Here is a 21,737-nt window from a genome sequence, read left to right on the forward strand (position 1 = left end):
ACGCCTGTTCTAATTCCAAAAAGGGGGGTGTATGTGCCCCTACAAATTAGTACACGCCTGTTCTAATTCTAAAAACAGGGATATAGGGGCCCACCTACAAATTAGTACAGGCCTGTACTAATTTTAAAGACGTATATTATGCGTCCCCAAGAATTAGCACAAGCCTGTACTGTATAACAATAATTTTATTTAGGTTCTTTCAACCAGAAGCTCATTAATAATCCTAACGCACCAACAGGGATCAGTGTCATCAACGCTGTTTGTACATCGTAAATATCTGCTAAATGTCCAATATAAGGTGCTACGAGTCCACCTAATGTAATGCCAAGCCCCAATGTAATGCCTGATGCAAAGCCTGCATTTTTAGCAAGGTATTTTTGGCCTAGAACAGTAATAGGTCCATATTGTGAGAATACGCCAAAGGCCATCGGTATCATGGCGCCAAAGAATCCCCATGCATTCGGTACGAAGATAAACACTAATACGGATGGTAAAAATATAATATTACCTAAGCGCACTGTTTTTAGAAAACCTAGCTTATCCGATAGTGCACCACCCATATAGGTGAGGACAGCCCCCATGGCAAAGTACATAGTAAGTGCCAAGCTCGATGCACCGGCTTCGCCATTGATAACGGTAATGTATAAAATCGGTATAAAAATCGATAATACGGAGAACAAAATTGATCGAGAGGCAATGACGAAAAATAGCTTTGTAAAACTCACCCAATCGTTTATGCCTGTATTTGTGCCCTTAATTTGGCTTTCACATTCACGCGTATCTTCGGCCTCAGTAGTATGACCTGTGAAAGCATATAGATATAGCAACACGCCGAGCGCGGCAATAGCCGTAAATACCCAGAGGAATTGGCCGCCAAAGACATAAACACCACCAGCAATGAGCGGCCCTAAGGCAAAACCAGCGCTGCCACCAACCGCAAAGCGCCCCATAGCATTGCCAATTTCATGAGATTGCGTGCGATTCACCAAAAGAGCCGCCTCAGGATGGAATAACGCTGCCCCTACGCCAGCTAAAAGAGACAAAGCAAGAATCATTTCATAGTTCGTAGCCAGCGCCATAGCGCTAATGGACACAAGAGTCACTGTAAAGCCTACCGGAATAAACCAAGGTACGCGCCATCGATCCGCTACATACCCCAAAATGGGCTGAGCAATAGACGCTACCACGGTATTACAGAAAATAATGGAAGCCGATTGATAATAATTGAGATTAAAATTAGCAATAAAAAACGGTATCAATGCAGCGAGAGAACCTTGACCGAAATCGTTAATGCAATGAAAGATAGGCGGTGCGTATTTTCTTATGGTGCTTTTCATGTATCCTCCAGATTTGGGTGGTGGTACCGGCAAAAACACTCCACCGGCCGGGTCTGCTTCGCCCTTTTGGGCTTCGCAGGGCCAAAGTCATGTTTTTACCGGTACCACCACCTCCCCTATGTACGTTAACAAATAAAAGCGCCATATGAAAATACGGCACTCACTGTAAATAAAAAATTCGGCATAGAACTTATAGAGAAAAGGGCGGATACCTTCCTCAAAACGACTTCGGGTCCCGCTTTAGCGCGATAGCGTGTCAGCTTTTTCTCGTCCCAATGGCTCATTTCGGCATAGAATCTATAGCGAAAAAGGACGGGTACCCTTCTCAAAACGACTTTGCCCTGTCCCCGAAGGGGACAGATTAAGGCGGTGGAGGCTTTGAGGAGGGTGCCCGTCCTGTACCGGTAGAATTATAGGCCGAAACGAGCCATTATTGTATCTACGTGTTTCAATAGTTTATATGGATCGAAGCATGCATCGATTTCTTCGTCGGTCATGTATTTTTTGATGTTTTCATCGGATTTTAGACCTGTAGCGAAGTCTTTGCCTTCGAGCCAGCGTTCCATAGCGTGTTTTTGTACCCAACGGTATGCTTCGTCACGTACGGCACCTTTGTCTACGAGGTGTGTCAAAATTGTTTGGCTGAATACAAGGCCACCTGTAAGGTTAAGGTTTTTAAGCATTGTTTCAGGGTATACCAACAATTTATCGATGGTACGGATTGTTAGGTGAAGCATGTAGTTCAACGCGATGGTTGCATCTGGTAAGATGACGCGTTCTACAGAGCTATGGGAGATGTCGCGTTCATGCCACAAAGCTTGGTCTTCGTACGCAGATTGTGCATAACCACGCAATAAACGAGCCATACCACAAATTCTTTCACAAGTGATAGGATTACGTTTATGAGGCATCGCGGAGGAACCTTTTTGTTTAGGGCTAAAGTATTCTTCAGCTTCGCGCACTTCTGTACGTTGCAAGTGACGGATTTCCAAAGCAATTTTATCCAATGTACCGCCTACAACAGCAATGGTGGACAATAGTTCAGCGTGACGGTCACGTTGTACGACTTGGGTCGCGATTTTAACAGGTTCAAGGCCTAGTTTTTCACATACGTATTGTTCTACGAATGGGTCGATGTTGGAGTATGTACCAACAGCACCGGACAATTTACCAACAGCAACACTTTTACGAGCATGTTCCATGCGTTCGATATCGCGTTCTACCTCTGCCATCCAAAGGCAAAGTTTTAAACCGAATGTAGTAGGTTCGCCGTGAATACCGTGAGTACGACCAATCATAGGCGTATGTTTGAATTCTGCAGCGCGACGGCGCAATACAGCGTGTAATTGTTTCAAATCTTCAATCAAAATATCGCAAGATTGTTTCATCATATAGCCAAGTGCAGTATCCTTAACGTCTGTGGATGTCAAGCCAAGATGAATGTATTTAGCCGCTTCAGGGCCTACATATTCGCCTACAGCAGTCACAAAGGAAATGATGTCATGATTTGTTTCACGTTCGATTTCGTGAATTCTTTCAACATCAAAATTGCCCTTTTCCCGAATGATTTTTGCCGCTTCCTTCGGAATCACGCCAAGCTCAGCTTGCGCTTCAGATGCCAATGTTTCAACCAATAACATTGTGTCGAACTCGTTGCGTTCGCTCCAAATATGGCCCATTTCTTCTCGTGTATAACGTGGTATCATGATGTCTCCTTTGCATGGTGAAAGCTAGATTTTTTATATAATAATTGTACCATATGTAAAAGCTTGGTTCAATAAATCTTCCGCAATTTTCCGAATAATATATATATTAGATTTTCTTAATGTTCGGTATTTTATTTTGTATAGATTGTTTTGTGATTTATTATTATAATAGTAATGTATAAATAAGTGATATATCGTATCAACATACTAATAATACACATATAGGAGTAGATCATGGCAAAGAAACAACATAAAGAACGGATACAACAACCGAAGGAATCTCAAACAGCAAGCACGTTGATGAAATTATTTTTTCTCATCAGTTTTATCGTCCTCGGCGTCTTCGTGTTTAACGACATGCCTATCAACTGGATTTTAGGCGTATACGCAGTGGATATTTTAGTATCTCTTATATATGTAGTCATCAATAAAGGTCGCATCGCTACATCCAATGTGGTTCATACAAATGTACGTCGCATCCTAGCTTTCTTAATTATGCTCATTACTATGTTCTTTTATGCCTTTGCATTATGGCGCGTGGACCAATACACAACACAAATGCAAGTGACATTATTCATCGGTGGCGTCATCATTTACTATGCGGTGTTCAACAGCACGAAAACGGCGTTAAAACGTAAGTAGTTGAACAACGGACGCAAACAATAGCACGTAGTTGAGCAACAGACTCATAACATAGCATGTAGTCGAACAAGAGATTACTCAACTAGCAAATCATAGGCATAACAAAAAGAGGCATATCTTACATACAACCATGTATGTGAGGTATGCCTCTTTATTGTCCTAGTACGACAGGGATGGCTAAGGACACGACTTGTCCACGTTTGTTAACAATACTACCGCTCGTCTTGATGATACGTATCGCTTCGTCTCGTACATCAGGAGGAACAGAGTCCTCTACGATACGCGGGGTATTAACGCCGACGATTACATTGCCGCTAGCGTCAAAGTTAACGCGCACAACGGCTTCGCCGCGTACAGATGATGCTTGGCCTTGTTCTTTCACTTGGCGCAAATATTCTGTAGGATTAATATCCGATTGTTCGAGCCATGCCCGTTGACCCGGCGTCAGCAAATTGAGTGCATCCGCAAAAAACGATAGGTCTTTATCTGTATTATCGAGACCATTACCTTCTGCATTAGGATCCGTCGATACGTCATTGCCTACTAATTTCTTTTGTTGTTCCTGTTTTTGATGTGTCACAACACCTGTCTCACCTCCAGTAGCCTCAGATTCTATGGCCTTTGGAACAGCCCATTCACGTTTTGTAGCCGATGCTGGTTGTTCTGTATCTATAGTTTTCTGTGGTTCTACGGTATTTACAGGCGGTTTCGTTTCTTGTTTCTGAGCTACCGACGCAGGTGCATCTGTAGGAGGTTTTGCCTCCTCTGGTGGCGGCGTTACCGTCGGATGATCCTCGGCTTGTTCGCTTTCACCAGCATCGGCTAAATCAAAGCTAATCTCAGCTGCCTCTTGGCCTGCACCAGTGCCACTCATGCCCTTTAGTGAAAGCCCCATGCCCGTTATCATGAGAATACTGATGCACAGGGATATCAAAAACGGTCGAAAATAATGCGATTCAAACATAGAATCACTTCCGATCCGTAGCGACACTAATATACTTAGCGCCGTTTACTTTCAGCATATCGAGAAGGGCGATGACCTCGTTATAATACACGTCCTTAGACGCGCGAATAACAAAGGCCTGTCGTGGCGTGGTCCGCACGATATCCTGTACCTCTTGGGACAGATTATCCGCAGAAATTTCGCGGTTATCGATATAGAGTTTATGCGATGTGGTGAGAGTAATAATAATCGGTTCAATGGATTTAGCCGTCGAAGTCGATGTGGATGGTAAATTTAACGGGATTTGTTGCTCCGTATTCATGTATAAAGTGCCGACCATGAAGAATACCAATAGAAAAAATACGATATCAATCATAGGGATGATCATGATGGTCGGTTCTTTTTTCACTCCTAATGTACGACGTCTCATAGGTCATGTTCCTCGTTGTACGCATCGAGAATGCTGCCACATTCATGTTCTAAGGCTACGATAAAATCATTCACCTTTGCTGCACAATAGCTGTGAAAGGCAAGAGCAATGATGGCCACCGTAAGGCCTGTAGCAGTAGCTACCAAGGCTTCGGATACACCACCTGTGATGATGGTTGGAGCCCCAATGTCACCACCTACAACGGCAAAAGCGCGGATCATGCCAAGAACGGTACCGAGCAAGCCAAGCAACGGCGCCATGGTAACGATCATGCTAAGCCACCCAAGACCACGTTTTAAGCGTTCATCGGTATAGCCTACCAAGTCTTGTAAACGGTTTTCTAAACCATTGTAATTTTTTGCACTGCGCAATGCCTTTGCAAAGAGAGTACCTAGATTTTGTGTATCTCGTTCTAATACGGTTGGCAACATAATCCAGCCTGGATGATTATTTAGAACAGCCGTGAATTGGCGCATGTCCTTACGGAATTTACGGTATAGAAAAAATCGCTCAATACCAATCATTAGGGTAACAACTAGAAAGATAACGAGTGGGTACATAACGAAACCACCAGCTACAAATAAATGTGCAATGCTACTCATACTAACCTCCAAAACCCACACTCTTTTAGGCTCTTATCTAATAATTATACCACGTTTTTACACATCAAAACATATGAGGCTTACGATAGATGAGTAAAAATATACTAGTTGATGCATACAATCTGACAAAGATCTTAACTAGTATAAGAAAATACAGAAAAAGGGCTACATCAATAGACATGCTAATTGATGTAGCCCTTATTAGTGCAATTTTATGTACCTTTGTATGAATTTTTTTATATGTACTATTTATATTGTGCACGCTATGAAGCGCAGGCTTTCATAAATGGCACAGAATCGATTCGTACATAGCTAGATATTATTTATCAAGTTTATTAATATCCAAGCGATTCATGCTGCCAATGAAGCGATTGTAAGATTCAATCATATCATTGTAATGATCAGCTGATTGGTCACCTAAGAATGTACGAACTCTACCAATCGTTGTATTTAATTGAGACTTAGCAGTGTTATATTCTGGACTCGTAACGGTGCCAGCTACATCCATAATGCCTTGTAACTCTTGGTTAGCTGCATTTACATCGATTTGTTTGCCTTCTTCAAAGCCATCTAATAAAGCCGTTAAGCGTAAATGAACTTCTTGAACAGCGGCTGCGTTTTTCTTACCAGAATCTTTAAGTTCTTTCAACTGTTCTTGTTGATTTTCTGTGTTGTGTTTGTGAACTACTGCGTCTAACTGATTATATGCTGCATAGAATTGATCATATAATTGAACGTATTTAGGTCCTAATTGTTGTTCCTTAGCATAATTATCTGCTTGATATGAATTAGTTTGGTAGTACGTATCCAATTCACTGGCTACTGGTACAATATCCTTTAATACAGCCAATACGTTGTCTAAAGGTTCCTTCATATCATCATATGGTACGCCAGCGTCTTTAGCAGCTTGCAACTTTTGTTGTAAGGTATCAAAGTGTGGTGCCATGAAGCTTGTTAAATGTTGCCCCTCTTTTAGTTTTTGAACGGACGGATTGATAGCATATCCAAAGCGTACGGACCAACTATTAAAATCGCCAATCGCTTCGATATAGTTATTGAACACTTTAATGTCCTGTTGCGATGCCTTTTGAGCGCCTTGTTGCACCCCATTGGCAATCTTAGAAAAACTACAGCCACTCATGAATAATGGGGAGGTAAGAGCAGTTACACACAATACTGCTGTTGTCAGTTTTTTTGCTAATGGATTCAAAATAAATCTCTCCTTTTAAAATAACCCATAAAGTATACATCTATAACTAAATTATATACTAAATATGATTTTTACAAAAGTCATACTTATGCATTTCATGAAAAAAAGGCATAGTACCTATCATTTCCTATCGATTACAAACCGATAGCAGTATAGATACTATGCCTGTATGTATAGAGATTATGTTAAGGACTTGTCAAAGACGCCTATTAATTCTTCGACGGCTTGTGATTCACTCATTTCGCCATCTAAAACTGCGGCTTCTACTTCGCCCATACGACCTTGAATGACTACATTGTTAAAGAATAGGTTGTGCAAGTGTTCGTCAATCATATCGCGTACCCAACGAAGGGATTGTTCTTGACGGCGTTTTAAGAATACGCCATTTTCTTTACCTTGTTCAGCAAATTCTTGGATTACATCCCACAATTCATCGAGACCATCCTTCGTAACGGCTGAACATGTGTAAGCTTGGGTTTTCCATTTTTCCGTAGCTGGACGGATGTAATGTAGCATCCGATCGTAATCGCTACGAGCGATGAGAGCGCGCTTGAGGTTATCCCCATCAGCCTTGTTGACTACAATAGCATCGGCAAGTTCCATAACGCCTTTTTTAATGCCTTGCAATTCATCGCCTGCACCAGTAAGCACGATGAGCATAAAGAAGTCTACCATAGAACGTACGGTAACCTCACTTTGCCCAACCCCAACGGTTTCGACAAGAATAATATCATATCCAGCAGCCTCGCAAAGTAGCATCGTTTCTCTACTTTTACGAGCTACACCGCCTAGTGTACCACCAGCCGGCGATGGACGAATATAGGCTTCAGGATGTTTCGTCAACGTTTCCATCCGCGTTTTATCGCCCAAAATACTGCCTTTTGTGACTTGGCTTGTAGGGTCTACAGCAAGTACGGCAACCTTGTAACCAGCTTCAATGAGCATATTACCAAAGGCTTCAATAAATGTACTTTTACCGGCCCCAGGCACACCAGTAATACCGATGCGCAACGCCTTACCTGTGCGTGGCAATATAGCTTGTAATACTTGTTGAGCTAATTTAAAGTGTTCCTTATTATTACTTTCTACTAATGTGATAGCCCGTGAAAGTATAACGCGGTCCCCCTGCTCGATACCGCGTACATAATCAGCGACAGTTAACTTCTTTCGCCGCTGTACGGGACGTACAGACGGAGCCAGATGAGCGGAGCTAGACAAGAGGCCGTCGTGCATTTCCTTGACGCCTTTCATCACGTGACACGCAAAAGTATCATCTTTCTTCGCATCTTCTGGCACCCAGTCCGGACGATACGTACTACCCTCGGCATTTGCGTTTTTTACACCTAATTCGGGAGCTTTACTGTCACCAGCAACGCTTTGTGCATTACGCAATTCATCCGGAGTAGGCCGTTTATTATCAGTCATTGCCTTCGTCTTGAACGTGGCTAGTCAATGTTTCTAGTAATTTTTTCGCCGCTACTGGCAAAACTGTACCAGGGCCAAAGATAGCCACTGCGCCATGTTCGCGTAGGAATTCATAGTCCTGAGCAGGGATTACGCCGCCGATGGCAACCAAAATATCTCCACGACCACGTTTCTTGAGTTCTTCTACAAGTTGAGGTAACAATGTTTTGTGACCAGCTGCAAGAGAACTGAAGCCAACAATATGAACGTCATTATCCACCGCATCTTGTGCTGTTTCCTCTGGAGTTTGGAACAAAGGTCCGATATCCACGTCAAAGCCCATATCCGCGAAGGATGTAGCGATAACTTTGGCACCGCGGTCATGACCGTCTTGGCCCATCTTCGCAATCATAATACGAGGGCGACGACCTTCGAGTTCTTCGAAATCATCTGCCATTTGACGTACTTCTTTGATTACATCATCATCTTCATATTCGCTGGAGTATACACCGGAAATAGAGCGGATAACCGCTTTATGACGGCCACAAACTTTTTCAACAGCAAAGGAAATTTCGCCCAAAGATGCACGAGCACGAGCTGCTTCAAGTGCAAGGGCAAGCAAGTTGCCTTCACCAGATTCGGTAGCATTTGTAATCGCTTCGAGACAGGATTGAACCTTATCTTCGTCACGGTTAGCACGCAATTGTTCCAATCGACGAATTTGCGCTTCCCGTACTGCCGTATTATCTACGTCGAGGATATCCAATGGATCTTCTTTATCTAGACGGTATTTGTTGATACCGATAATCGCTTCACGACCAGAGTCGATACGAGCTTGGCGACGAGCTGCAGCCTCTTCGATACGCATCTTAGGAAGACCTGTGTCAATCGCTTTCGCCATACCGCCAAGGGATTCGATTTCTTGGATATGCCCCCAAGCACGACGGATCAATTCATCAGTCAATGCTTCTACATAGTAGGAGCCACCCCATGGGTCGATAACCTTACATACCTTAGTTTCGTCTTGGATGTAAAGTTGTGTATTACGCGCAATACGTGCAGAGAAGTCTGTAGGTAACGCGATGGCTTCATCAAGCGCATTCGTATGTAGGGATTGCGTATGGCCCAATGCGGCGCCCATCGCTTCCATACATGTACGAGCCACGTTGTTGAACGGATCTTGTTCTGTAAGAGACCAACCAGATGTTTGGCTATGTGTACGAAGAGCCATAGATTTAGGATTTTCAGAACCGAAGCTCTTAATAATCTTAGCCCACAACATACGAGCCGCACGCATTTTAGCCACTTCCATAAAGTAGTTTTTACCGATTGCCCAGAAGAAGGACAAACGTGGAGCGAATTTATCTACGTGAAGGCCTGCATTTACACCGGTACGGATGTATTCAAGACCATCGGCCAATGTGTAACCTAATTCGATATCTGCAGTAGCGCCCGCTTCTTGCATATGGTAGCCAGAAATAGAGATACTGTTGAATTTAGGCATGTACTGGGATGTATAGGCAAAGATATCACCGATGATGCGCATGGACGTAGCTGGAGGGTAAATATAGGTATTACGTACCATGAACTCTTTCAAGATATCATTTTGGATTGTACCGGCCATAACCTTTTTATCAACACCTTGTTCTTCACCAGCTAGGATGTAGAACGCCATAACAGGCAATACGGCGCCGTTCATTGTCATGGATACGGACATTTGGTCAAGAGGGATACCGGAAAATAGAATTTCCATATCGAGGATAGAGTCAACTGCAACGCCCGCTTTACCAACGTCGCCCACTACGCGAGGATGGTCGGAGTCATAACCACGGTGAGTAGCAAGGTCAAAGGCAATAGACAAACCTTTTTGGCCTGCTGCCAAGTTACGACGATAAAACGCATTGGATTCTTCCGCAGTAGAGAAACCAGCGTACTGACGCACTGTCCAAGGACGAGTTACGTACATTGTGGAATAAGGTCCACGCAAGAATGGAGGTACACCAGCCATATAGTCAAGGTGTGTCATCCCTTCATAATCCATCTCTGTATAGAGAGGTTTTAATTGGATTTGCTCCATTGTCGTGTTATATAAGTCTTCAAAGCTTTTTCCTGTTTCTTTTTTAAGTTCAGCAAGCCATGCATCGCGCGATGTGGCAGACTGAGATCCCAAGCCAAGAGAGGAGAAGTCTGGATTTTTAAACATGAGCTCACATCCCTTTCTTATCTTGTAACGTATTTAAAATAGCGTAGCAGTTTGCGCGAACAGAGATGAAATCATCTACACCGGCTTCACGATATACAGGCTCTAGGTCCTTAGAAGGTGCCCCTGCCAAAATAACCGTTACATTCGGCATAGTTTCTTTCAATTCTTTCGCAAGTGGTGGAACCAATTCAGGATACGTATCATCTGTAGAACAGATAACTACCACATCGGCGCCACTTTCACGAGCCGCTTTAGCCGCATCAGCCGTTGTTTCATGGCCATCATTTTTGATTACTTCGAATGCCGCTACTTCAAAGAAGCCTGTGGAGAAGTCCGCACGAGGTTTATGTTGAGGAATAGGGCCCATATTAGCCAAGAATACCTTCACATTATCTTTTGTGCGTTGTTTATAATTTTCCGTACGCATACGAAGAGCTTCAAATTGTTCCGTCCAACGATGAGCCGTAATAGGTTCGATTGTTTCGGAGGAAATATCGCCCGCATCCAAAGCCTTACGGATTTGACGCATTGTCATTTTTTGCAATGCACCGAGCTCGATAAGGCCAATCAATGCACCTGGTTCTGTTGTGCTTGCTTCGAGTGTAGATTGGGCTTTTACAACCGCTTCTGGATCTGCAGTTGCCAAGTATTCTTCGAGATGAGCTACCCGTTTTTGACGCAATGTTTCTTGATTTTCAGGTTTTGGATCAAGCAATTCTTCCGTCATATTAGCGTACATATTATTACCAACCGCTACATCCTTACGGAATGCAAGGTTTTTAAAGCGTTCATTAAGAATTGTTTTAACTTGCGCTTGAGGATAACCTTCCTTCAAGGCAGCGATAATGCCACCTTTAGACTCGATAGTTTGGAATTCATCCCAAATTTTTTCGCATAGTTCAGCTGCCAATGTTTCTACATACCAAGAACCACCTACAGGGTCAACTGGTTGACGCAATTCGAATTCAGTTTGTAACATAACTTGAATGTTACGGGCAATACGACGAGAGAATTCATCGGATTTGCGAATTGGTTGATCAAATGGAGAAACTTCAAGGCTATTGAGACCACCTACAACACCAGAGAATGCTTGTGTTGTATTACGCAACAAGTTTACATATGGGTCGTATACGGTTTTTGTAAAAGCCGATGTTCTACCGTGTACATGAACGGCACGATCGCTTTCATCAGCACCAAAGGCCTCCATAATGCGAGCCCAAAGCACGCGCAACGCACGCAATTTAGCAATTTCCATGAAGAAGTTTGCACCCAAGGAGAATGTAAACATCATGCTCTTAGCAATGGTATGAATATCGATGTTGCGTTGTGCTAATTGCCGCACGTAGCAAACAGCTGTTGCCAATGCATAGGCAACCTCTTGCACATCGTTGGCACCGCCATTAGCGTATACATCACCGGATACAAGCACGGTTTTAAGCTCAGGTGCTTGATCCTTGGCCCATACAACAGTATGTGCCATTTCATCAAAAGCAGTATCTAAAGACATATGCAATGCACCGTCTTTAGCCCACACGCCGATAGGATCTGCACCAACGAGACCTTTCAAATCGGATGTTTGCTTTTTAGAAGCTTTCACAGTAGCCGACAACATACCGAGCAAAATCGCTGCAGATGCGCCAGTTTCAATATATAAAGGATTTTCCTTAAGATTAAATCGTTCAATTAATTGGCTGCAATCGGCCATCGTATACAAGGATGTGCCACCTACACCAACAGATGCGCCTACTTGCACATCTTGGTCATGGCGTGTTGCTTCATCAAGACGAATGTTGTGAATAGTGCCACCTTTCACAATTTCGTATAAACTTGCATGATTGGCATCCTTCGGTAAGGATTCATCAACATATTGAGATACACCCCAAGAATCTTTTATATAGCCGCTTGCTTTCGTGCCACGTAGGAACTCGCCAGCGCCAGGATAAACGCCCTTTGGAATCTTTTCCTGATGCAATGCAGGTGTATAGATAGGTTGTAACGTAATACCTTCATAGGTTTTGGTGAACATTTTTTTATTGAAATCGCCACCTTTTAACGCCTTTTCAACCTCAGCCTGCCATCGTTCATACGTAGGTTTCTCAAATTCATCAAAGGATACAGGCGCCAGTAAATCGCGTTCAGCGTCCTTTGAAGTCTTTTTGTCAGACATATATGTGCCTCCTTTTCAACTTGAAACCATACAGGGGAACAGCGCACCGTACCAGTGAGTTGCTTCGTATATGAGTTCCATAGGTGCCAAATATATGTCCATCATGATGATGAATCTCCAGTCAAACTATTAAGCCTATGCCATATATGAACGACCCTCTAGCGTGGCAATTAAAAAAACGTGCCACCCGAGAGTGACACGTTAGGTTACATATTGAATGGTACACTAAAACTATTGTAAAAAGCATACCTCAATCCCCTTCCTATCGCTCGTAGGTACATAACGGTGATTATCAAATAGGCAGTTCTCCTGGCTCGGGCTCAACACCTTGCTTTCGCCTTCCCAGATTGCTCCAGTGACATGTATGAAAGCAGGCTCGTCCTTACAGTGGCGGGACCGCATCGGCTTGTACCGATTTCTCTATTAAGTCTTGCGACACCTATTCTCTATATTCGTTGTTCTAAGTCCAATATAGTGTAAAAATATGCACAAAGTCAATGAACATAACAGTTAATCATAAGTAGCAAATTTCAAGTTATAACTAACGCATATATAGAATGATAAAAATGCATAGGTGCAATTTAGAGAAATTACCTCTATAATTCGCTACCGCTATACTACCACCATGTTATAATAATTCTACTAGTGGGAGGTCGTATTATGAACGAAATAAACAAAAAAGGTCTCAGCACCACATTGTTGTGCTGTTTAATTTGGGGCTTGCTGCCCCTCTATTGGGCGCTTTTAAACCAAGTATCATCCTTTTCCGTATTATCGCACCGCATCATATGGTCAGGATTTTGGATGCTCGTCCTCATCATCGTCACGGGCCGTCAACAACTACGCATCGACATACAACACCTACGTGCCCATCTCTCACAGTTTGGTCTATTATTACTGGCCGCTGTGCTCATCAGTATAAACTGGTTCACCTACATTTGGGCCGTAACAAATCAGCACGTACTCGACACGAGTTTGGGGTATTACATCAATCCCTTACTCAACGTATTGCTCGGTATTTTAATTTACAAAGAATCCTTGCTGTGGCCACAAAAACTAAGTATCGCCATTGTAATCTTGGGCGTGGCTATCATGACTGTTCAACTAGGTACATTACCCATTGTCTCTATCGTCCTAGCCGTATCCTTTAGCCTCTACGGCGCCGTTAAGAAACGACTCACCATCCATCCATTTTCGAGTATCGCCTTCGAAGCATGGCTCGTCACACCGGTGGCATTGTGGTATCTAACGGCTATGGACACCACCTCGTGGACCTTTATCGAAAACCTAACGCCGACCGGTCTCCTCCTCATCGGTGCCGGCCTTACCACATCGATTCCGCTCATCCTCTTTTCATACGGTGCCCGCCTATTGCCACTAAATATACTCGGCTTTTTACAATACCTGTCCCCTACCATGGGCTTCTTCTTGGCCATCTTCTACTTTGGTGAAAGCTTTGGTACAGCCCAACTCATAGCCTTCGGCTGCATCTGGGTGGCACTCGTATTGTTTACCCTATCCAATCAAATGACGACACGTATTAAGATAAAAAAATAGAATACATTACAAAAAAGCTGTAGCAAATGAAATTCTCATTTACTACAGCTTTTTATGTGTTCGTTTTACACGTGTCTAACGTAATATAAACTTAGATTTTATTAATCTAATTCATTCATATTGGTCGTATTCATATTAGAAATATAATGGTTATAAGCCTCAATCATACGAGTATAGTCCTTATCTTGTTTCGAACCCATATAAGTGCGGATAGCACCAATCGTAGAGTTTACAGAGGTCTTAACAGTGTCATAGTTAGAGTTAGTAATGCCATTAGACAAATCGCCAATAGCTTGTAACTCTTGATTCATGGCATTCACATCCGGTTGTTTTTCACTATCTAACTTTTCAAGAACAGCGGTAAGTCTCAAATGAACCTCTTGTGCTGCGGCTGCGTTTTTCTTACCTGCATCGCGCAATTGTTGTAACTGTTGTTGCAATCGATCGAGATTGATTTTATGCATCAGATTATCAAAATCTGCATAGATAGGCACAAATTGCTCATACAACTGTACATATTTTGGACCTAATTGCTGTTCCTTAGCATAGTTATCTGTGGTGTATCCTTTAGATTTATAGTATGCATCCAGTTCTTCGGCTACCGGTGTGATTTCATTCAATTTTGAAAGCAACTTATCTAGGGGCTCCTTCATTTCATCATAAGGAATGCCGGCTTGCTTAGCTTCTTCTAATTCTTTTTGTAACTGTTTAAAGTTCGGTGTATTAAATACAGTTAAATGCTTACCTGCTTTTAAATCATTAATCGTCGGTGTATTCGCATAATCAAACATAACAGCCATGCGATTATATCGGCTTATGGCTTTCACATATTGATTAAATAATTGTACCTGATTCTGTTCCGACCGCTGTGCAATCTCCTTGCGGCTCTGCTCAGTCCCTTGCCATAGTTCTGACATACTACAACCGCTCAAAAACAAAGGCAATGTCAGCGTTAGTGCACACAACACAGCCATTGCCATCCTTTTGCCAAGTGGTTTCATGATGAATTCTCTCCTTTCATCAATATACAGCTTAGTTTATATATTCTAATTATATACCTATTATAAATAATAAGAATAGTATAAATACGCAAAATTCATTTATCATTACTTGTCAAGTGACCAATAGAGTCAGGGGTGACCAATGGTCACCCCTATTTTTATTTATATACTGTTAAACTACAGATAATAAGAAATAACTCCTAACAATTGTTTTATACGTGTACACGTGTTACTATAAAAGGAGAGAATATGAAAGATAAAGATCTATTAAACCTACTGTTGAAAAGTGGTTGGAAGGATGTACGGCAGCGCGGTAGCCACCATCGTTTGAAAAAAGATGATCAAGTTGAAGTGATTGCCGTACACGGAAAAGATGTACCTACAGGTTTATTAAATGCCATTTTGAAGAGAACAGGACTAAAATAAGGAGGCCCTATGAAGTTTATATACCCGGCTATAATCCACGATGATTCTGATGGTTTCTGGGCTGAGTTTCCAGATTTAGAATATACAAGCAGCACTGGTTCAACACTAACAGAACTTGTAACTAATGCCCAAGAGGCGATGGAACTGTATATTTTAGGTGCCTTAGAAGATGGAGAAAGTTTACCAACCCCTACATCTATTCGAAACTTACCTTGTACAGATACAACCTATCCTACATTAGTGCAAACGGATATTGACCTTGCTAAAAACAGCAAATCTATCAAAAAAACATTAACAATTCCCGCATGGCTTAACGAACGGGCCTTAGAAAAAGGCATTAATTTCTCACAATTATTACAAGAAGCATTAGTAGAAAAAACATTATAAATCAACGAGTTGTTTAAATCTCTCATTATTGTGAAAGCGTTCAAAATGATCTTGTTCAGCAGCAACAGCCTTTACAGAGGCATCAATATTAATTGCTTTTTCAAGCCAATCAAGGGCCTTAGTATCATCCCCTTGGTCTGCATAAATGGTAGCAATACCATACACAGACCAAGTATTACTAGGGTCCTTTTCTAATACCTTTTCAAACCATTGTTTAGACTCGGATAATTGACCTTGTAGCTTATAGACCATGGCCATATTATAGTAATTAGCCACATTATTAGGATCTAATTCATAGGCCTGCTTTGTATCAACCAAGCCTTTGGCGGTATCGCCATTAAGTGCTGTTGCAAAGCCTCGTATAGAATAGGCTTCAGCATTATAGGCATTTACATTAATAGCTATTGTCGATTCTTCTATCGCCTTATTATAATTGCCAGACGATAGAGCTTGTTTGGCGGCAATTACATGTTCATCTTGACCTTGCGTTGTTTTAGCTTGTTCATTAGCTGTTGTTGTAGGTTTAGTATCTTGTTGAGTCTTAATGTCTGTGCCACAACCTAATAGGCTAAGCAAACATATACATAATAGAATATATTTCATATAAAACCTCTATATTATTTATTAAGTACCGTCATGTAATATGTTAAATACCATTATAGGTATACTAAAACTATATACAAAAAAAGGACGAGCCGCAACTCGTCCTTTTTTGTTATATTGTCGGTAATTTCATACACTCTACCTATGAGTAATATAGCATAGAAATATACAACTAGTAAACACTATCAATTATAGCTTTTACATATTATTTTTTAGCCTTAGAGCAACGATCTAACAAGTACGCAACGCTTACGAATGGAATGCCGCCACTTTCACCAAGACCAATTTCACATGTAGAACTGGAACTTACGCCAAGTGTAGCACCGTATTCGGCAACTTCACTAGCAAGGTCTTTTGTAGCACATTTATTAAGTTCTGGTGTGAAGAAACCTTTTTGACCAGCAAAACCATCGCATGCGAAGGATTTAATATTGAATACATGGTCAGAGCATAGACGTGCCAAGTCTTCAATATATTGAGATTTGCCCAATACTTTGATTTTACATTGTTTATGAACAATAACGCGTTCATCGCATTTTGTAATGTCAAGACGAGATACTACGAATTTGCATAAGAATTCAGAAATATCATTGATTTCTAAATCTGGCATATGTTTGAACGCATGGTTAAAGCATGCACTATGGTCGATAACGATTGGATATTTACCATTTTGAGATGCTTTCATCAACGCATCGTGTAAATCTTTTACAGCACGTTCATGTACGTCATCGTAGTTTTCAAAGCTCAATCCGCAGCAGAGGTTTTCGATATGTTCAGGATAGATAATATCGATTTGAGCCTTATTGCAGAGGCTTTCAACAACTTGTTGCAAGCTGCGTTGATCATCATAACCTTGGTTTTGACGGAACGCACGGTTCGCACAAGTACTGAAGTATACAACCTTTTCAAAGTTAGTAGGTTTAATGCGGTTTTTCAATTTATAGCGGTTAGCCTTAGGTGTTGTTTTAGGTACATAAGGTGTTACGCCAGTTACGCCATGTAAACCTTCAGTGATTTTGGAAATTGCTTTTTGTGTGATAATAGCACCAGCAATGCCTTCAAGGCTTACACCGGCACGGCACATTTCAAGAGTACTGGAGAAGTTGTCGTAAATTTTCTTAGCCAAACCAGGTGCTGGAGGATCGATGCGACGCATGGATAATGCGATTTGTGCAGTATCGATGCTAAGTGGGCAAAGACCTTTACACATGGAGCATGCAGCACAAGTTTCAACACCGAAATATTCATAACCTTTTTTAAGTTCGTTTGCAACAGCGAAATTGCCTTCATTTTCAAGGCGTTTAGTTTCGCGCAACAATGCGATACGTTGGCGTGGTGTCAATGTCAAATTACGGCTAGGGCAGTTCTTTTCACAGAAACCGCATTCCATACAGATTGTGAAAGCATCATCGATAACACATTGTGCTTTAAGATTTTTCTTGTACACATCTGGATCGTCAGTAATCATAACATCAGGGTTCAAGATGCGAGTAGGGTCAAAGATAGCTTTGATACGACGGTTGATTTCGTACGCTTTGCGGCCCCATTCCATTTCGATGAAAGGTGCCACCATGCGGCCTGTACCATGTTCGGCTTTCAAAGAACCACCAAAACCAGATACGCGTTCGGACATTTCTTTTACCAAATCACCAAAGTTCTTAGTATCTTTAGGGTCACTGAAATCAGGAGTAATGTTAAAGTGAACGTTACCAGACAACGCATGACCGAAGATTACACCACCATCAACGAAATCGTATTTGTGGAATAATTCAGTAAGCATTTCGATGCCCTTAGTGAAGTCTTCGATTTGGAAGCAAACGTCTTCTGTGATAACAGTAGTACCTTTTCTACGTTGACCACCAACGATTGGCAAGATACCTTTACGGATTGCCCACCAGGAATCGTATTCTTTAGGATCTTGAGAATAAAGACTTGGAATAGCTGTTGGAATGTCTTTCAATTGTTCTTTAATGAAAGCCAAGTTTTCATCAACAATTTCTTTAGAATAGCTTTCAGTTTGGAATAAGATAGCACTTGTACCTTCTGGAACTTCACGAACGAAATCAGGTACATTATCTAGAGTTTGAACTGCTTTTAAGGATTGATAGTCCATCATTTCAGCAGCAACAACCTTTTCACGGCCCATATTAGCCAAGGCTACAACGGCAAGAGATGCGTCGTTCAATGTGCTGAAGAACATGAGACCGCAACCTTTGTGAGGTACATCTTCAACAGTGTTGTACACGATTTCAGATACAAAGCCCAATGTACCTTCGGAACCGATGAACAAGTGATTGATAATATCGATAATATCTTCAAAATCTACAAGGGAGTTCAAACCGTAACCTGTAGTATTTTTGATTTTATATTTGTGATGAATCAAATGAGTCAACTCTTCATCAGCCAAGATTTCTTTGCGCAATTGCAAAATATCTTCAACCATTTGTGGTTTTTCTTTGAGGAATTGATCGATGCTCTTTTTATCAGATGTATCCAAAATGGAACCATCTAATAAGACAACGCGAATAGAGCGAATTGTTTTATAAGAGTTTTGTGCAGTACCACAGCACATACCGGAGGAGTTATTGTTCAAAATACCGCCTACCAATGCTGTTGCAAGCGTTGCAGGGTCTGGACCGATTTTACGATTATATGGTTTCAACAAATCATTCGCATCGGAACCGATAACACCACATTCACAACGCAATGCTTTGCCATCGTCGATAACTTCCATTTTTTTGAAGCCATCATTACAAACGATAAGCACGTCTTCACTGGAACATTGACCAGACAAAGAAGAGCCAGCCGCACGGAATGTAAATGGTGTGCCACATTGTTGACACAAACGAATAAGACGACGTACTTCGGATTCGTTTTCTGCTTTTACCACTACTTTTGGTAAATAACTATAACAAGATGCATCTACACCATACGCATAACGGCGCAGACGGTCTGTATAAACACGATCCTTACAAATCGCTTGCGCCTCTTTGGCAAAACGATCATAATCTTTAACTAATATACTCACTTGAAAAGCCTCCAATCCTATCCTTAGGAAAATTTCTTTTATAACTAGTATACGCCGTTCTCATTTCGGTCGCTACCATTATGCATAAATTGTATATGAAATATAAATTCTATAGATACACAATACAAAATGTATCTTAGTTGAAAGTTGATTTCATTTACCAAAAAAACAAGTGCATTTCCTAGGAACACACATCAATAAAAATATATGATAACCACTTATAAAAGCCCTTATGGGTATCCCCTATCAATATGTGTATTCATGGGGATTAAGAGGTATGTAGCATGAATACAGATCTACACCAATATATGAATATTTATGTGAATTTCCCTAGTATCCTGTATATTATACATTAGGAATTATCAATATAAATTAGTTATGCGTTTTAGGAATAGATCTACTATTTGCTCGATTTTTAATAGTAATCTATTATTATCACGCCTCAACATTTGTAAAACATGTAAATACTTTTGCTTGATTTTGTTTTACAAATTGATATAATATTTGTAAAAAGAGGTGATAATTATGGCTACAACTAATATCAATATACGAGTTGACGAATTGTTAAAAAAAGATGCCGAAGCATTGTTTAATGACTTAGGCCTCAGCATGTCATCTGCTATCACTATGTTCTTAAAATCTGCATTAAATCATGATGGTATCCCATTCGAAGTAAAACGTGCAAAACCAAATACAGAAACAATACAAGCCTTAGCAGAATATGAAACTATGAAAGCTCATCCGGAAAAATACAAACGGTATAGTAGTTTTGCAGAATTACTTAAGGATGTTGAAAATGAAACTTAAGATTGTTGAAAATGCCATATAGAACCAGATTGGCTATTAATTTATCGAAAAGATACAGATGTACTTGAATTATTTCTATTCCGAACTGGAACACATGCAGATTTATTTTAAACAACATATATGGCTATGAAAAACAGCAAAAAGGCTGTAACAAAAATGTGGTAAAACTATTTTTGTTACAGCCCTTTTATATATTTTTCTTATGTTTAGACTATATAGGTACTCTTGTAAATTAGAACAGGCGTGTTCTAGTTGTAAAAGTATCACATTTAGGTGCTCTTATAAATTAGTACAGGCGTGTTCTATTTGTAAAAGCATCATATTTAAGTGCTCTTATAAATTAGAACAGGCGTGTTCTAATTCTAAAAGCCTCACATATAGGCCTCCATATAAATTAGAACAGGCCTGTACTAATTTTAAAAAGCAATGTATATGAATATCTATCCTACTTAAAACAATATCCCAGAGCTAATAATCAATTTAATCGCCAATGCAAATACGCCGATGCTCATAAGTGCCAAGATAGCCTTAGCTTTGAGGCGTTTTGCTATTTGAGCGCCTGCTTGGGCCCCAAATATAGCACCAATACTAGCCGGAATAGCAATGCTAAATACAATATGATTCTCTATAAGATGTGTAATAACACCAACGGCAGTCGACACAGCCAAAATAGCATGACTAGTAGCCGTTGCTAAATGTGTGGGAAAACCCATGATGTAAATCAGAGCAGGCACATGTACTAGGCCGCCACCGATACCGAAAATACTAGAGATAAAACCAACAATAACACTAATAGCAATACCGATTGGTTTATTGTACGTCACTTGATCTTTAGTCAAAGATTCTTCTTTACGCTCTCCTTTTCTACCAAAGTTCTTAAAACCAATCAAGAATGAAGCACATAGCATAAAACAGCCAAAGGCAAACATAAATCCATTACCAGTGAACCATCCAGACATACGAGCACCTAAAATAGCACCTGGGAATGTGGAAATACTAAATATAAGTGCAGCGCTAACATACACCTTTTTCTGCCGTAAATATGCTAATGACCCAGAGATGGCATTACACATAACAGAAAATAGCGATGTTCCCACAATCATAGATGGAGACCATTCTGGAAACCAATACATAAATAATGGTACAAATACAAGGCCTCCACCCGCTCCAATTATCGTTCCAAACATAGCGGTAAAAAAACCAACTACAATAAAAAATAAATAAAACAAAACTATATTATCAGACATAATCACACTCCTACACTACCACGTAAAGGACTTTCCA

19 protein-coding genes and 1 riboswitch are annotated in these 21,737 nt (G+C 41.0%); of the genes, 6 read left to right on the top strand and 13 right to left on the bottom strand.

The features are described from left to right. Positions 1 to 185 precede the first annotated feature (185 nt). Together HMPREF1504_RS08335 and purB are read right to left on the bottom strand one after the other, a co-directional pair. Positions 186 to 1,337, bottom strand: a complete 1,152-nt coding sequence (locus HMPREF1504_RS08335; protein ID WP_038125053.1) for an MFS transporter — start codon at positions 1,335 to 1,337, stop codon at positions 186 to 188. 410 nt (positions 1,338 to 1,747) lie between these two features. Then, the gene (purB, locus tag HMPREF1504_RS08340) at positions 1,748 to 3,043 is read right to left on the bottom strand and encodes an adenylosuccinate lyase (RefSeq protein ID WP_005377976.1); all 1,296 of its coding nucleotides are present in this window, start codon (positions 3,041 to 3,043) and stop codon (positions 1,748 to 1,750) included. 234 nt (positions 3,044 to 3,277) lie between these two features. On the opposite strand from purB, the gene HMPREF1504_RS08345 reads away from it, so the two are divergent. Beyond that, positions 3,278 to 3,685, top strand: coding sequence for a hypothetical protein (locus tag HMPREF1504_RS08345; protein WP_038125055.1), 408 nt, complete (start codon positions 3,278 to 3,280; stop codon positions 3,683 to 3,685). Positions 3,686 to 3,836: 151 nt separating this feature from the next. On the opposite strand, the gene HMPREF1504_RS08350 is transcribed toward HMPREF1504_RS08345, so the two are convergent. The 7 genes from HMPREF1504_RS08350 to HMPREF1504_RS08380 form a co-directional block, all read right to left on the bottom strand. Continuing rightward, on the bottom strand, positions 3,837 to 4,592 hold the full coding sequence (locus HMPREF1504_RS08350) for a hypothetical protein (RefSeq protein WP_005381157.1): 756 nt from the start codon (positions 4,590 to 4,592) through the stop codon (positions 3,837 to 3,839). 61 nt (positions 4,593 to 4,653) lie between these two features. After that, positions 4,654 to 5,058 carry a biopolymer transporter ExbD gene (locus HMPREF1504_RS08355; RefSeq protein WP_005378118.1) on the bottom strand — a complete coding sequence of 135 codons (405 nt, stop codon included), beginning with the start codon at positions 5,056 to 5,058 and terminating at the stop codon, positions 4,654 to 4,656. After that, complete coding sequence (locus tag HMPREF1504_RS08360) at positions 5,055 to 5,660, bottom strand: MotA/TolQ/ExbB proton channel family protein (RefSeq protein ID WP_005378212.1); 606 nt, start codon at positions 5,658 to 5,660, stop codon at positions 5,055 to 5,057. The genes HMPREF1504_RS08355 and HMPREF1504_RS08360 overlap by 4 nt, the downstream gene beginning before the upstream one ends. A 319-nt stretch (positions 5,661 to 5,979) precedes the next feature. Then, positions 5,980 to 6,870: a DUF3829 domain-containing protein gene (locus HMPREF1504_RS08365; RefSeq protein WP_005378072.1), complete on the bottom strand. Its 891-nt coding sequence runs from the start codon at positions 6,868 to 6,870 to the stop codon at positions 5,980 to 5,982. A 180-nt stretch (positions 6,871 to 7,050) separates the two neighbouring features. After that, positions 7,051 to 8,295: a methylmalonyl Co-A mutase-associated GTPase MeaB gene (gene meaB / locus HMPREF1504_RS08370; protein ID WP_005381256.1), complete on the bottom strand. Its 1,245-nt coding sequence runs from the start codon at positions 8,293 to 8,295 to the stop codon at positions 7,051 to 7,053. Continuing rightward, the gene (gene scpA / locus HMPREF1504_RS08375) at positions 8,288 to 10,477 is read right to left on the bottom strand and encodes a methylmalonyl-CoA mutase (RefSeq protein ID WP_005381170.1); all 2,190 of its coding nucleotides are present in this window, start codon (positions 10,475 to 10,477) and stop codon (positions 8,288 to 8,290) included. The genes meaB and scpA overlap by 8 nt, the downstream gene beginning before the upstream one ends. 4 nt (positions 10,478 to 10,481) lie before the next feature. Next, complete coding sequence (locus HMPREF1504_RS08380; RefSeq protein ID WP_038125058.1) at positions 10,482 to 12,644, bottom strand: methylmalonyl-CoA mutase family protein; 2,163 nt, start codon at positions 12,642 to 12,644, stop codon at positions 10,482 to 10,484. Between the two features lie 281 nt (positions 12,645 to 12,925). Next, positions 12,926 to 13,102, bottom strand: a riboswitch (cobalamin riboswitch). Between the two features lie 202 nt (positions 13,103 to 13,304). On the opposite strand from HMPREF1504_RS08380, the gene rarD reads away from it, so the two are divergent. Next, positions 13,305 to 14,201: an EamA family transporter RarD gene (rarD, locus tag HMPREF1504_RS08385; protein WP_038125060.1), complete on the top strand. Its 897-nt coding sequence runs from the start codon at positions 13,305 to 13,307 to the stop codon at positions 14,199 to 14,201. 101 nt (positions 14,202 to 14,302) lie between these two features. On the opposite strand, the gene HMPREF1504_RS08390 is transcribed toward rarD, so the two are convergent. Next, on the bottom strand, positions 14,303 to 15,202 hold the full coding sequence (locus HMPREF1504_RS08390; RefSeq protein ID WP_038125062.1) for a DUF3829 domain-containing protein: 900 nt from the start codon (positions 15,200 to 15,202) through the stop codon (positions 14,303 to 14,305). A gap of 249 nt (positions 15,203 to 15,451) precedes the next feature. On the opposite strand from HMPREF1504_RS08390, the gene HMPREF1504_RS08395 reads away from it, so the two are divergent. Further along, complete coding sequence (locus HMPREF1504_RS08395) at positions 15,452 to 15,628, top strand: type II toxin-antitoxin system HicA family toxin (RefSeq protein ID WP_038125064.1); 177 nt, start codon at positions 15,452 to 15,454, stop codon at positions 15,626 to 15,628. Between the two features lie 9 nt (positions 15,629 to 15,637). After that, positions 15,638 to 16,015 (top strand): type II toxin-antitoxin system HicB family antitoxin, encoded by a 378-nt coding sequence (locus HMPREF1504_RS08400; protein ID WP_038125066.1) that lies wholly within the window; start codon positions 15,638 to 15,640, stop codon positions 16,013 to 16,015. On the opposite strand, the gene HMPREF1504_RS08405 is transcribed toward HMPREF1504_RS08400, so the two are convergent. Together HMPREF1504_RS08405 and HMPREF1504_RS08410 are read right to left on the bottom strand one after the other, a co-directional pair. Next, on the bottom strand, positions 16,010 to 16,618 hold the full coding sequence (locus HMPREF1504_RS08405) for a tetratricopeptide repeat protein (protein WP_038125068.1): 609 nt from the start codon (positions 16,616 to 16,618) through the stop codon (positions 16,010 to 16,012). The two genes, HMPREF1504_RS08400 and HMPREF1504_RS08405, sit on opposite strands and share 6 nt — an antisense overlap. Positions 16,619 to 16,823: 205 nt before the next feature. Beyond that, positions 16,824 to 19,646 (bottom strand): FAD-binding and (Fe-S)-binding domain-containing protein, encoded by a 2,823-nt coding sequence (locus tag HMPREF1504_RS08410; RefSeq protein ID WP_038125070.1) that lies wholly within the window; start codon positions 19,644 to 19,646, stop codon positions 16,824 to 16,826. 525 nt (positions 19,647 to 20,171) lie between these two features. On the opposite strand from HMPREF1504_RS08410, the gene HMPREF1504_RS08415 reads away from it, so the two are divergent. Together HMPREF1504_RS08415 and HMPREF1504_RS10255 are read left to right on the top strand one after the other, a co-directional pair. Continuing rightward, a complete protein-coding gene (locus HMPREF1504_RS08415) occupies positions 20,172 to 20,453 on the top strand; it encodes a type II toxin-antitoxin system RelB/DinJ family antitoxin (protein WP_005378172.1) in 282 nt (93 codons plus the stop codon). A gap of 18 nt (positions 20,454 to 20,471) precedes the next feature. After that, positions 20,472 to 20,564, top strand: a complete 93-nt coding sequence (locus HMPREF1504_RS10255; RefSeq protein WP_369759942.1) for a type II toxin-antitoxin system YafQ family toxin — start codon at positions 20,472 to 20,474, stop codon at positions 20,562 to 20,564. Positions 20,565 to 20,902: 338 nt separating this feature from the next. Here HMPREF1504_RS10255 and HMPREF1504_RS08420 read toward each other — a convergent pair whose 3' ends face one another. Beyond that, positions 20,903 to 21,700, bottom strand: a complete 798-nt coding sequence (locus HMPREF1504_RS08420; protein ID WP_038125072.1) for a sulfite exporter TauE/SafE family protein — start codon at positions 21,698 to 21,700, stop codon at positions 20,903 to 20,905. Between the last annotated feature and the right edge of the window lie 37 nt (positions 21,701 to 21,737).

Source organism: Veillonella sp. ICM51a, from assembly GCF_000524355.1.
GTDB classification, from domain to species: domain Bacteria; phylum Bacillota; class Negativicutes; order Veillonellales; family Veillonellaceae; genus Veillonella; species Veillonella atypica.

What these genes read in the sequence shown, in the direction of transcription:
- rarD (WP_038125060.1), top strand. Translation starts at nt 13,305, where the DNA reads ATGAACGAAATAAACAAAAAAGGTCTCAGCACCACATTGTTGTGCTGT.
- HMPREF1504_RS08415 (WP_005378172.1), top strand. Translation starts at nt 20,172, where the DNA reads ATGGCTACAACTAATATCAATATACGAGTTGACGAATTGTTAAAAAAA.
- HMPREF1504_RS08355 (WP_005378118.1), bottom strand. Translation starts at nt 5,058, where the DNA reads ATGAGACGTCGTACATTAGGAGTGAAAAAAGAACCGACCATCATGATC.
- HMPREF1504_RS08350 (WP_005381157.1), bottom strand. Translation starts at nt 4,592, where the DNA reads ATGATAACGGGCATGGGGCTTTCACTAAAGGGCATGAGTGGCACTGGT.
- HMPREF1504_RS08360 (WP_005378212.1), bottom strand. Translation starts at nt 5,660, where the DNA reads ATGAGTAGCATTGCACATTTATTTGTAGCTGGTGGTTTCGTTATGTAC.
- scpA (WP_005381170.1), bottom strand. Translation starts at nt 10,477, where the DNA reads ATGTTTAAAAATCCAGACTTCTCCTCTCTTGGCTTGGGATCTCAGTCT.
- HMPREF1504_RS08390 (WP_038125062.1), bottom strand. Translation starts at nt 15,202, where the DNA reads ATGAAACCACTTGGCAAAAGGATGGCAATGGCTGTGTTGTGTGCACTA.
- HMPREF1504_RS08400 (WP_038125066.1), top strand. Translation starts at nt 15,638, where the DNA reads ATGAAGTTTATATACCCGGCTATAATCCACGATGATTCTGATGGTTTC.
- purB (WP_005377976.1), bottom strand. Translation starts at nt 3,043, where the DNA reads ATGATACCACGTTATACACGAGAAGAAATGGGCCATATTTGGAGCGAA.
- meaB (WP_005381256.1), bottom strand. Translation starts at nt 8,295, where the DNA reads ATGACTGATAATAAACGGCCTACTCCGGATGAATTGCGTAATGCACAA.
- HMPREF1504_RS08335 (WP_038125053.1), bottom strand. Translation starts at nt 1,337, where the DNA reads ATGAAAAGCACCATAAGAAAATACGCACCGCCTATCTTTCATTGCATT.
- HMPREF1504_RS08420 (WP_038125072.1), bottom strand. Translation starts at nt 21,700, where the DNA reads ATGTCTGATAATATAGTTTTGTTTTATTTATTTTTTATTGTAGTTGGT.
- HMPREF1504_RS08345 (WP_038125055.1), top strand. Translation starts at nt 3,278, where the DNA reads ATGGCAAAGAAACAACATAAAGAACGGATACAACAACCGAAGGAATCT.
- HMPREF1504_RS08380 (WP_038125058.1), bottom strand. Translation starts at nt 12,644, where the DNA reads ATGTCTGACAAAAAGACTTCAAAGGACGCTGAACGCGATTTACTGGCG.
- HMPREF1504_RS08405 (WP_038125068.1), bottom strand. Translation starts at nt 16,618, where the DNA reads ATGAAATATATTCTATTATGTATATGTTTGCTTAGCCTATTAGGTTGT.
- HMPREF1504_RS08395 (WP_038125064.1), top strand. Translation starts at nt 15,452, where the DNA reads ATGAAAGATAAAGATCTATTAAACCTACTGTTGAAAAGTGGTTGGAAG.